8 protein-coding genes are annotated in these 12,974 nt (G+C 47.6%); all 8 read right to left on the reverse strand.

All coding sequences use genetic code 11. From position 1 onward, the window contains the following. Window positions 1-36: 36 nt before the first annotated feature. A complete protein-coding gene (locus BM049_RS04050) occupies window positions 37-1,011 on the reverse strand; it encodes an LCP family glycopolymer transferase (RefSeq protein ID WP_091529190.1) in 975 nt (324 codons plus the stop codon). 136 nt (window positions 1,012-1,147) lie between these two features. Continuing rightward, entirely contained in the window at window positions 1,148-5,098 is a 3,951-nt protein-coding gene (locus BM049_RS04055; RefSeq protein ID WP_091528871.1) for an N-acetylglucosaminidase, read from the reverse strand. Between the two features lie 296 nt (window positions 5,099-5,394). Continuing rightward, entirely contained in the window at window positions 5,395-6,561 is a 1,167-nt protein-coding gene (locus tag BM049_RS04060) for a glycosyltransferase (RefSeq protein ID WP_091528873.1), read from the reverse strand. Window positions 6,562-6,594: 33 nt separating this feature from the next. Continuing rightward, the gene (locus BM049_RS04065; RefSeq protein WP_177188587.1) at window positions 6,595-7,599 is read right to left on the reverse strand and encodes a glycosyltransferase family 2 protein; all 1,005 of its coding nucleotides are present in this window, start codon (window positions 7,597-7,599) and stop codon (window positions 6,595-6,597) included. 68 nt (window positions 7,600-7,667) lie between these two features. Further along, the gene (locus BM049_RS04070) at window positions 7,668-9,110 is read right to left on the reverse strand and encodes a hypothetical protein (protein WP_177188588.1); all 1,443 of its coding nucleotides are present in this window, start codon (window positions 9,108-9,110) and stop codon (window positions 7,668-7,670) included. Between the two features lie 128 nt (window positions 9,111-9,238). Next, window positions 9,239-10,237, reverse strand: coding sequence for a nitroreductase family protein (locus BM049_RS04075; protein WP_091528877.1), 999 nt, complete (start codon window positions 10,235-10,237; stop codon window positions 9,239-9,241). A gap of 20 nt (window positions 10,238-10,257) precedes the next feature. Continuing rightward, on the reverse strand, window positions 10,258-11,718 hold the full coding sequence (locus BM049_RS04080; RefSeq protein WP_091528879.1) for a lipopolysaccharide biosynthesis protein: 1,461 nt from the start codon (window positions 11,716-11,718) through the stop codon (window positions 10,258-10,260). 24 nt (window positions 11,719-11,742) lie between these two features. Then, window positions 11,743-12,954: a polysaccharide pyruvyl transferase family protein gene (locus BM049_RS04085; RefSeq protein WP_091528880.1), complete on the reverse strand. Its 1,212-nt coding sequence runs from the start codon at window positions 12,952-12,954 to the stop codon at window positions 11,743-11,745. Window positions 12,955-12,974: the final 20 nt, after the last annotated feature.

Below are 12,974 nucleotides of genomic sequence, written 5' to 3' on the forward strand. Positions count from 1 at the left end.
ACATGATCCAGCTCCACTTGAGATGATAGCATTCATTTACAGTTCCAGTTCAGTTTTCAATTGACTCTGTATGCGAGCGATTTCTTCGTCCGGGATCACTTCATAGTAAACCCCGTCCATCATCGTGCCGCTGCCAGCCAGCTGGTACTGTTCGATATCTTTGGCTGCCCCGCGGTAGTTGGTGAACAGATCCTGCATCTCGCTGAAGCTCATGTTTGTTTTCATCGAGTCGCCCAGAGTCCCCAAGATGCTGCGGTAATTCATGATCGAATCGACCGAGGCTAAACTCTTCATCGCCCCTTCGATGATCTGACGCTGACGGAACTGGCGGCCGTAGTCGCCTTCTGGGTCTTTCTTGCGCATGCGGATATAAGCCAGCGCTTTTTCACCTTCCAGATGCGTCGGTTCGCCTTCCGTGAACTGATACTCGTCTTGAGTAAACGACAGCGGCGGGGTGACTGTGATCCCTCCAACGGCATCGACCATCTGCTGCATGCTGTCCATGTTCACAGACACATAGTAATCCACCGGGACGTCCAGGAGGTTCTGGACCGAGTCCATCGCCATGCTGGCTTTACCGAAGGCGTGCGCGTGATTGATCTTGTCTTTGGTGCCTCTGCCGACGATTTCTGTATAGGTGTCTCTGGGGATGCTCAGGATGCTCGTCTTTTCCGTATTGGGATTCACAGTCACCAGCATCATCGTATCGGAACGCCCGTACTCGACAGAGTCGCCCTCGTTATCGATCCCCATGATCAGGACGGTAAAGGGATCCTCTCCCTGGTCGACATCCACAGGCTTGGCCTTACGCGCGGTGTGTTCCTGGCGGTCTTCCGCCCCTTCGTACATGTCATCCGTGGTGCTCTGGAGATCACTCCAGACCTGCCAGGCCACATAGCCTCCGCCAGCCGTCAAAACCAGCATAAAGAACAGAACGATGCGCAGAACGATTTTACCCGCTGTTTTATTTTTACTTTTATGATTTCTTTCAGAACGCGTTTGCTTAGTCATACGATTCCCGCTTTCCTCTTTTTCATTCTTTCTTATGATACCAGTTTTTTCCAGCAACTCAATAGACTGGACAAATAATTCACGAAATCCTCACACATGAAAAGGGCTGCCTCAGTCAAGAGACAGCCCTTTTTCGTTATTTTGGAGTCACGTTGTACACAGGGATATCGAAGTTCAGATGCAGATCGTATTTCTGCGACACTTCGACCAGTGTGTTCAATGTATGGGTCTGCTTGTACGCCCAGCCGATATCGGTGGCATACTGGTGGGCACCCGGATCAAGCGGGTTCCATCTCATCTTGTACAGGGTATCCTGCTTGTGTGTAGCATGGTTGACGTACTGTTTGGAGATCCATTCAGCACCGCCCATGATCGCTTTATCCACCGTGTCCCAGCCCATCTTGTAGGCATACTCGGAACCGGATTTCAGCGGTGAGCTGTCAAAGGCGGCAATACCGAACATGTTATAGACGACTTTCGGTTCGACTGCCACTCCATCCACTTCACTCACTTCGATTCCTTGAGCCAGGGAGGACGAACCGTTCCCTGTTTCCAGTTTCGCATGAGCCAGCAGATAGATCTCGTTAATGTTATAGCGCTGGCTTGCTTCCAGGAAGATGTGGCCTTTGCCTGTCAGGACGCCGCTGTTTCCGATTTCCTGATTCAGCTTCACTTCATCGATACCTGAGGACACAGACAGTTTCAAAAACTGCAGCAGGTCTTTTTCAAGCGTGTTGGATACGGTGACGTAATCCCCTGAGACCCAGCCAAGCTGGCCGTTGCCCAAGTCGAGCTGATACCAGCCGCTTTCGCCTTTTAGGATCGTATAGCGCTGACCACTGTTCACCGTGGTGATGATGCTGTGGCTCGTTCCCGGTCCCTGTCTCACATTCAAGGTCGTAGCCGTGATGCGTGCGACCGGGTTATAGGCTTCATTGAAGTCATGCTTGACTGTTTCTTTGCTGTCTTTTTGGACATAGTCGCCGTGGACCCAGCCTACCCGGGTCTCGCCGGAAACGATATACACGATTTGATACCAGCCGTTGTCTTCATCGATGATCGTGACAGATTGGCCCGCGTAGACCTGATCGATGGCACTGTAGCCCGTTCCGTTGCCACTGCGCACATTCAAGGCGCTGGCGGTGACTTCTCCGGTCACTTTGTACGCGGCTGCTTCAGTATCGATGCTCTCAAGGAAGTTGGCCGGGTTCAGGTAATATTCTGTCTGCTCGCGTGACGCATTCACCCAGCTGCCGCCTGACTGAGTCTGTGGGGCACGGCGCATCTGCTGATCAAGTGCTTCGTCTAAGGTCGCGAAGTAGTAAGAATTCTGATAAGACGCATGGTTCGGGATCAGATCGTTCAATGCCAGGATCTTGTATTTTTCGGCGATGTCTTCGTCATCATACAAGTCAGCCGGCCCATGGATCAGAAGATCATAACGCTGGACGGACCGGTCATACTGATAGGCTTTATGCAGCGTGATCGCTTCATCAAGAATGTTTTCGGCCTGAGCGGTAATGTAGTCTGAGATCCGTGTGTCATCCGGATGGTCTACGACGGCTTTGGCCGCCATCTCCCAGGCGATGATCTGATTCGGCTCTTTCAGTATTTCCTGATAGACATAATCGGAATCCATGAGCCGCAGCATCTCCTCTTTCGAGTTGAACGCCCGAGTGTACAAGTCGTTCGGCAGCCACGGGGCATTCAAGACTCTGTCATAGTACAGGATCGACCCGGCCGCATTTCCTTTTGCCTCGAACGTGTCGGCATAATTTAAATTACGCACAGCCGCTTTTCTAATGGCATCCTGGAAACGTGTATCGGTCGGGTACGTCGTGTAGCCTTCGACCGCTTTGTTCCAGGCTTCGGTCACCGTCGATGCATTGATCGAAGCATTGTATAAGGCCGTTTTATTTATTTCTTCGATGACTTTCAGCATGCGTGCCTTCGATGTCTCAGCGCGGTCTAAAAGCGCCTGGGTCATCCACGGGGCATCCAGGGTGCGGTCGTAATAGGGGATAGCACTTGACGCTTTTCCTTTTGCTTCCAGTGAATCAGCATAGTCCAGGCTGCGGATCGCCGCTTTTTCGATGGCGTCTTTAAAACGGGCATCGTCAGGGTATTGATTATAGCCTTCAAGGGCTGTGTACCAGGCCGTCGAAACGGAACTGGAGTCAACAGACGCCTTGTAGAGGGCTTCTTTCTTTTCTTCTTCTATCGCTTTCAATACACGTGTTTTAGAGGTTTGCGCACGCTCTTTTAACGCAGCGCTCAGCCAAGGGCTATCCAGAGTCCGGTCAAAATAAGCGAGTGCTCCGTTCAGATTGCCTCTCGCTTCCAGAGAGTCAGCGTAATCGAGACTGCGCTCGCCGGCTTTCTCGATCGCATCTTTAAAGCGGGCATCGTTGGGATACGTGTTGTACCCTTCGAGGGCTTTATACCAGGCCGTCGTGACGGATCCGGACGTGACAGATGCAGTATACAGTTCCTGTTTCTTCGCTTCTGCTTCGGCCGCTACTTTCTTCTCCACACGGTCCTGTGATGTCAGAGTCCGTTCTGTCAAGGTCTTAGACAGCCACGGACTGTCCAGGGTCCGGCCATAATAGGCAAGTGCACCGGCATAATTACCTCTGTCTTCCAGGCGGTCGGCATAGTCCAGGCTGCGGACACCGGCTTTTTCGATCGCGTCTTTAAAGCGGGCATCGTCGGGATAGGTAGTGTATCCTTCAATGGCTTTATACCACGCTGTTGTGACGGATCCTGAGTCGACCGACGCTCTGTATAAGGCTTCTTTTTGTTTTTCCTCTTCACTGTTCAGTAAGGCATAGAGTCTATCATAGGCACTTTGTGCACGCTCGGTCAGCGTTTCTGAAAGCCACGGGCTATCCAGCGTACGACCAAAATATGCCAGCGCACCTGACAGATTGCCTCTGTCTTCCAGACGGTCGGCGTAGTCCAGGCTGCGGACACCGGCTTTTTCGATCGCATCTTTAAAGCGGGCATCATCAGGATAGGTAGTGTATCCTTCAATAGCTTTATACCAGGCTGTCGTGACGGAGCCCGAGTCGACCGACGCTCTGTATAAGGCTTCTTTCTTTTCTTCTTCGCTGCTGCTTATTGAGGCATGGAGCCTGTCGTGGGCGTTCTGGGCCCGTTCAGTCAAAGCGGCTGACAGCCACGGACTGTCCAGCGTCCGGCCATAATAAGCCAGGGCGCCTTCTACATTGCCTCTTTCTTTCAGAGAATCGGCGTAATTCAGGCTGCGGACACCGGCCTTTTCGATGGCTTCTTTGAACCGTTCGTCTTCCGGATATTTACTGTAGCCTTCAAGAGCGGTGTACCAGGCTGTCGTGACGGAGCCGGACTGCATCGACTTATTATATAAGTCCGTTGCTTCAGTGGAACTGGAGATCGTGACGACAGTTTCCTTGGCATCACTCTCATCCTCCGTTACCTCTGGTTCTGCTGCTTCTCTGCTCACGACTTGATCCGCTGTAACAGCGGCTGTCTCGACAACCGATTCTTCTGTTGGTTCAGCTGTCGCTTCTGCTGCGTCCGCTACCGGTTCTTCGACCAGCACTTCTTGTTCTGCAGTTTCCAGCTCGGGAGTCACTGGCGCAGTCAGCAGCTCAGCCGTCTGATCGCCGGTGAGGATGATGACCGTTTCATATTTAGAGATCTGTTCATCATTCAGTGTCCATTCGACTGGCTCGGCTTCATTCAATGCTTGTGTTTCATTGGTATGTATTTGCTTCAGGACTGCTTCATCAAGGTCAGCATATGTAGATAGGAAACGGTATAACTCTGTGACCTGTTCATAGTTCCCTTCCAGGTGCAGTTCTCTTGCCGTCATCATCAGTCTGAGGAGAGACAGATCCTGACCGACTAAGTCTTCATTATTTACCAGTACGTTTTTCATCATTGATTCAAAATTGTCTGCTTCCATATTTTCTATAGAAACGTTCGTATCGACAGGCTCCGTTTCTTGAGCCTTTGCTTCCACTGAAGGTGAAAGAGCTGCTAAAACGGCACTGCTGTAAATCAGATTCTTGAACCTGGAACGTGTTTTTCCAATTTGTTTCACTATAACTCCGCCCTTCGATCGTATTTATTTGTAATAATTGTCTTACATCACGAATTATATCATAAAGAAATAAATATTCAGAGATATTATTAAAATATTTGTATTTTTATACCCAAATGAAACAATTTTTTGACAAATGAGAATCCTTATCTAATAAAAACCCACATTACATTTATGACAGGTACATTTATATACAGTTGTACCATAATTAATCAAAAAACACACCCTCTGATCAGCTGGAGATCTCTCTCTCTGCTGACTGGTGGTGTGTTTTTTTGCCTGTGTTTAGTGTTGGCTTAAACTGATTTATAGGCTTTTTTATATTCCTTTAGTTCGATGGCGACGATTTTGTCCCAGTCAAATTTATCCACTACTCGGTCCCGGTACTTACTGGTTTGTGATGCGTCGTCCAGGAGCGCATTGACCCGTCTGGCCATGTTTTCCGGCAGCTGTTCATCAAAGGGAATGATATTTTCTTCAAAGCCGATGGCTTCAGGTATCCCTCCAGAACTTGTACCCACGACGGGGATATTCATTGCATTGGCTTCCAGGATGACCAGGGGCAAGCCTTCATTCCGGCTGGGAACGACCAGCACATCGATCGTCTTCATGATTTCAGGGATCTCATCGTAATCGACTAACCCGAGCAGCTCACAGTCGATATCCATCTGAGCGATGTTTTTTTCTACCTCTGCCCTTAAAGGACCGTCGCCGATGACGGTGAAGCTCACGTCACGGTCCGCTTGATGAATCTTGTGAAAGATATCCGGAAGGAAATCGGCCCCCTTGATTTTTTTCATCGATCCGATAAAGCCGACGCGCTTGTGTTTCTGCATTGTCTGCTGTTCAAATAATGCTGTATCTACACCGTTGTAGGTGATCACGGAATTTTTCCCAGAGTACCCGAGTGCTTTGGCCTGTTTGAGCAGGCGTTTGCTCACAAAAAAGCAGGCATCGGCCTGTTCCATCGCCTCGACCAGACGGCTGATGTTATGCTTCCATACCTTGTTTACGTCACTGCCGTGAAGCGTAATAAAATAAGGCTTGTCAAAGATCTGACTTAATCGGTAGGCGATATAGCCGTTCGTCCAGCCAAAATGCGCATGGATCAGATCTGTACTTTCCAGTTCCTTTTTGTAACGCTCTGCATAATAGTCGATCATACCGTTCTCGGTAGATTTCAGATGGAGCAGCCGTTTCAGGTAAAAGAAAACCGTACGCTTATAGTTGGCGTTAGTGATCTCTATGTTTTTGTAGTGGCTCTTATCCGGTTTTCTGTTCCGGATATCGTTCATGCGCAGCAGCTTTTTCACGGCAGTAATGGTCGTGCTGTCATAAAAATTGTTATTGATGATGCAGGTACTGTCCACACGTTCCTTCATCCTTGAGATGCGTTCGAAGGTGGCTTTAAACAACCCGCCTTTGACATGTAAATTTAAATTGGCAATATACAGGACTTTCACCCGGTATCCTCCTTACTTTTCTGCTCGCATACCTCAGCGTTTTCTTTTCTTTCGTTCGAGCCGGCGTGTCTGCAGGCTACTGTATAGTCTGCTCTTATATAGAAACGGGAACAGCAGCTTCGTTTTTACTTTCCGGTACTTTGTCTTCCGAAAAGCCGGCAGCAAGTCGTTTTTCCTGATGGCCTTCAGTTCAGCAGCCAGCCGCTGATAGGTCTCTTGACGTTCGGTCCTGTCCTCGATCTGAGGGATCTTGGACAACTGGTCGGAGTAATACTTGAATTTCAGGGAACTGAACAGCTTTTTACTGTAGCGTCCGGCCTGACGGTAGAATGCCTCCACATCGTTCAGGCTCCTGATCGTTTCCAGAATCACCGGCGAGACTGTGTGACTGATGCTGTTTGCTCTGATCCGGTACAGGTAAGTGGTATCCGACGTCGTGCACACTTTGTCAGCGTATGAAAGGAATTTGAGGTAGAAATTCAGATCCTGGGCCCGCTTCAGATCACTGAAATAAAGATCCTTCTCTCTCAGCAGTTCGGCATTATACAGCTTGTTTCCAGGGACAGGCGAAAAGAAGAATAATCGTTCCAGGCTGCTTGATGCATCAAAAATACCGTCTTTGGTGAACGCCATTTTTTTAAACTCTAAAGGTTTGCCCGTTTCATCGATCGTGTCGTACTGGCCGATGACCAGATCTGCCTGCTGCTTTTGAGCGACCCGATAGAGCCGTTCGATCCCGTCTTCTTTCAACACGTCATCTGAATCGACGAACATGACATACTTCCCGTGTGATTCTCTGAACCCGTGATTCCTTGCAGCCGGGGCGCCCTGATTCTGCTGTAGATAGTAGCTGAACCGAGGATCGTTCAAACAGAATGCCTGAGCGATCTGCGCCGATCCGTCTGTGGACCCGTCATCTACCAGCAGCACCTCAAGGTTCGCGTAGGTTTGCTTCTTTATAGAGTCTAAATTGTCTCTCAGAAATTCTTCGGCATTATATATCGGCATAACTACGGATACCAGTTTCTCGTCTTTCATCATTCTACTCCTTTTCATGCATCTCACTGACGCTTTTTTACTCGTCTTAAGTTCAGACGATCATCCCGTTATTTTTTGAATTTATGCACACCATATTTTAAGAAGGTAGCGAGATAATACACATATGACTGTTGAGTCAGGGCATTGGCCAGTCCTCCACCTGAAGTCAGCGAGATATCTAACAGTTCAGGCCACTGCTTTGCTATGATCATTTCGTGAATAGCCGTGTCGACACGCTTGGCCCGCGGAATAGCTGACCAGCTTTCGATCAGGTGACGGTTATTAAAAATGAGGACAGGATCGCTCATCGTATCATAGTTGGCCATGTTATTAGGCAGCCAGCGGCCTAAACGCATTTCCCAGAAAAAAAGATCGTACAGGGAGACCTGATTTTCATGTGCTGATCCTTTGACCTCATTGAGCCATTCCGTGATCCGTGCCTTGTTTTCTTTGGAATAGTTGTGTGTCTTAGTCACCAAATAACTCGGCGTGGCAAGTTTTTCCGGAAGTTTCCTGCCGAAATTACTTTTAACGAGCGGGATGATGTCCCCTGTGACAAACGACTGGTCACGGTATTCTGATTTTTTCAATGTCAGCGCATTTTCCAGTATCCGTTTGTTTTGTGTACCGGAAAACATTGTCTGGTAGTGTTTATAATCAGATTCTTCCAGCTGTTCTCTTGGAAAGACCCGATAGGTCAGTCCAAGCTTTTCAGTCAGCTGTTTGGGTATGCGGATGTCATCCGGTTCCGGGCTCTCAGGATGATGGTTGAATGTGTACAACTTGATCCTGTCCTGATACTTTCTAAAAAAAGACAGGACGAGACGGCTGTCCTTCCCTGCAGTAAGCGGGATGATGAGCTCGCGCTCTGCCATGTAATTGTCTACAACATTCTGGGTCAGATGTATGGTTTCTAAGGCAACTTCCTCCACCGTTTTCTCCTGCATTTTATACGAAGGAAAATGTCTGACCGCTCTCTGTTCGTTCACGTTCAAGTAATGATTGGGGATTACGGCCTTCATTTCATCATACATCGCCGAATCATACGGCAGCGACTGCTGCTCTTCAGCTGACGCTTTGATTTTCACAGCAGATGCTGACAGCTCAAATCCCAACACGTCGGCTATGCGCTTCTGACTGGAAGCCACAACTGTTTCATGTCCGGTCACCGTATAATAGACAGGGACCGAACTCGTGGCATCCGGCAGGACCCATAGCTCCTCTTTCACCCTGAACAGAATGACATAACGTCCGGCCAGATATCTTGAATATGCGAGGAGCTCAGTCATGTTTTCGGCTGCCAAAAGATCAGCAGCGATTTCCCGGGGAGTCAGAGCGGCATTCCGGCTGTCAATGACTTTACCGTAAAGGATGATGCTTTTGTCTGCATGGTCTATCTGAGTAAACAGCTCTGTTGCTTCATAGTTAAAGATAAACGGCCCCAGCCGGCCGTATTGGTCAAAGGATCTATCTCTGTCTTTTCTGATCAGATAATCAGCGTGCATATGCATGTTCCTTCCTTATGTAACGAGAGGCTGCCACTTTGGCACCTGCTCTGTACCTGTAAGTTAAAGAAAGAGACATATCCTAAGCAGGACCTTCTTACTCAGCATATGTCTCTTCATCTCATTGACGTGGTCTAGTAATACTTGTACTCCAGTTCCCGCCGGTCTGATTTCGGTACTTTATACTCATCGACGTAATTGCCGATACCGATAAACATAATAAAGTTTTCATAATCCGGTATCTCAAAGGCGGCTCTTAAATTATTTTCCTGATTCAAATTCAGTGAGCCACTTAACGGCACGGCAGCAATATCGTAATAATGCAGGGCATATAAAAGGTTCATGGCATACATCCCGCCGTCGATATTAGCCTGATTGCGTTCACGGATGCGGTCATAATACTGCACGTCTGCAGTGATGATGATGAACTTGTCGATATAATCACCGAACCCGCGGTTCCCGTTCTGGTTCTTCTGGATCGTTTTCTTCAGCTTCGGATCTTCAACGACACGGATCTTCCAGGACTGTCTGTTACAGGCTGAGGGTGTACGTTTTGCCAGTTCGAACGCTTTTTCAAGAATAGACCTGTCCACAGGTTCTCCGGAATAATCACGGACACTGTGTCTGCTCTCGGCAAATGTCTTGAAATCAGCTTTGGACTGTTCCATGACAGTCGCTTTCGTTTTGTACAGGATACCACCGGAACAGGAATCCTCCAGACCCGATTCCAGCTGTTTGACTTCTTCTTTCAGCTTATCGACATTGAAGCCCGCTTCATCATGAACGGCAATATAACTGTGCAGATTACTCAAGGCAGTCTGATACACATGAGAGTCTAAGGGATACCCTTTTCTTCGATATTCTTTCATCAGATTCAACACATTTTCAAGGACCTGCTTGCCGAAACCTAAACGCAGTTCTTTATATGACAGTCCTTTTTCAATGGAATGGTACTCTTTCGTCAGTCGGGCTTCGATCTGGTTGAAGGCTGCAATGTCTTTTTTACCGAAACTGTACTTCAAAAAGCGTTTCTGATCATTTTTCATTAATTTCTTCATACGGTATTCCTTGATCCACTTGACTATCTGAAGTCGCAATGAATCGGGAACCATTTTCTTGATCAATTTTTTCATTGGTTAATCCTTTCAGTCATTTATCGTTTCACGACGAGGTCTTTCATGCCAGTCAGTGTTTGTTTATCTATCAGGACATAGACGCCGAGATAGGCCGCTGAACCAGCGAGTATGCTGATGATCATCTCTGCCAGCTCACCCACATTCCCAACTGCGAAGTAACGCACGCTGAGGACGGCTGCCGTCATCACGAGAGAGGCGATCACCGTGTATTTGAACAAGGCCAGGTAGCTTCGGAAGGTGGAATGCAGATACATCGTCGTCATGAACTGAAGCGTCATCGTTTTTACCACCAGGTAGACAGCATAGAGCGCAACGACAAAGTAAATACCCATTTCCATCCATGAAAAGACCAGCAGCAGCAGGATATAGATAGAGTTTACAACAATATCCGTATATAAAACAAGGTTGGGTTTATTGACCGAATACAGCAGTGACGTGGCCAGATTGGCTGTCAGGATATACGGGATATACGCCAGTGAGAGGACAACAAAGAATGGCGTGCTTTCCAGCCACTCAGATCCAAACAGTACAGGAATGAACGAATGCGCGGTCAAGGCGATCCCAATGAATATCGGAAAGGCAAACACGCCTAAGTATTTTGAGATCCTATTGTACGCATTGGTCAACCTGGCACGATTGTTCTTGACCTTGGATAATACCGGGAACATCACTTTGGCAAAGGACGTCGTGATCAAGATCCTCAGTTTTCCTAACATGTTTTTGGCGAAGTGATACAGCCCCAGCGTTTCCGCGGACAGGAAGTAACCAATGATCAGTTCATCGATATGATGGGTGATCTGAGTCATCATCTGCTTGGCCGCAATGAACGCACCAAATTTAATGAAAGGTTTGATTTCCTGGATATTGAAATGCCAGTATAAATGCAGCAGATCCACCCTGTAGGCTTCGATCATTATCAGGATGGCCATCACGCCAACTGAAACGACCTGCCCGATGACCACACCGTACAGACCAAAATCCAGCATCAGCAGGATCACGGTGGCGATCACAAGTGCCGCTTCCCTGATGATCTGAATGATAGATAAGGCCTTGAAGTGCAGTTCTTTTTCAAGAAAAGCCGTAAAGAGGATGACCGGTCCGTTTAAAAAGACAGATAGACTGAGTATCGGTAAAAGTTCCACTAACGCACTCATATCGTAAAAAGATGAGAGGACTGGCGATATCAGCACGATCAGTATGCCAATAATGATACTGAACGTTGTTTGGAAAATGAACAGTGACGAACGTTCATTTTTGGTGATGTCATCTTTCTGAATGATCGCCGTGCTGACCCCAAAGTTTTCCAGGACAGATATCAGCGAAACGAACACGCTGATGATAGCCATGACACCAAACTCAGCTGGTGAAAGGTACCTTGCTTTAAAAACGAGTAACAACGGTGCCGCTAATGAATTGACTGCGGTTTTGATCGTTGTCCACATAATACTGTTTACTGCTTGATCTTTTAGTTTTGACATGTGATGTTTCTCTCCATTCGATCCTTAGAAAACTTTAAATAAATTCGTTGAATTCTGAACCTCAACGAGTTTTTCACCGATCACTTGTGATTCTTCCTGATAATTATTCAAAAGCTTCACCACAGCGGCGTTCAGCTTGTCTTTATCCAAGTCTTCCCGCACATCAAAGATGTAGTCATACTGGTTGAATAATTTCAATAGTTCATGATACTTTGTTGCCCAGCCGATCGCAATACACGGCACGTGATTCTTGTATGAGTGAACGATGGAATGGAAGCGTGATCCGATGACAAAGTCCAGCTTTTCGACCAGGTTATCGAATTCCAGCGAACTGATGTCTCTGTCCAGCAGGATGACTGCCTCGTTGTCTTTGAACATGTTCTTGATATCCAGACACACCTGCTGGTCATTCTGAGAGTGTCTCAGAAGATAAACCTTTCTCCCGTGTTCAAGTGCCGTATCGATCGCATACTTGTACGCTGCGTAGACTTCTTCGTTGTCGGCGCGCTTGAAGTTTTCTTCATTCGGCACAACTCCGATGGCACTTTCGACGTCTTCATATGTCGGGAAATCAGGAACCTCTGTGTAAATGTTTTTCAGGTTCAATTCCTTGTTCATCAGCACCATATCATAGGTCCGTTCAACGTTCTGCAGCTTGCGCTCCTTTGTCAGCAAATCATAGCCTTCCTGTTCTCTGGCATAGATCCTGACTGGATACGGCAGCGTTTTTTTCATCAAGTAATCAAACAGATACTTGTTCTTGCCTTCATATGCGAAGGGACCGAAAGACTGAGGCATGATCGCCATTTTGATATTGTGACGCTTGGCCGTTAAAATACGCAGCAGAAAATCCAGCGAACGGTTGGATGCAAACTGGGAAGACAAGGCGTATCCGCTGATATCGATCCAGGCCACGACATCGTTGAGCATGCGGCCGATCGTTTCTTTTTCAGTACTGAATTTGTCTTTCGACGGTTTTTTCACCATATTTTTCAGACTGTAAACTGTGCCTAGGGCTCCCCCGACATAGTCATATATCCACCCTGTAGAAAACGGCAGAATCGTAAAGTTGTAATGGCTTTTATCTTCTTCAGAACGTTTATAGTCACTCGTGGACAACAGGACGATTTCCGCATCAGGAAAGCGTCGCTTCATCTGGTCAACGGCGATGAACGTCATGGCCTGAGCACCTTTATTGAATAATTCTCCACCCGAAATAAATACGTACTTTTTCATAATAACACCTCTGTCATAAA

Origin of the sequence: Alkalibacterium subtropicum (genome assembly GCF_900112455.1) — a bacterium.
Lineage (GTDB): Bacteria > Bacillota > Bacilli > Lactobacillales > Carnobacteriaceae_A > Alkalibacterium > Alkalibacterium subtropicum.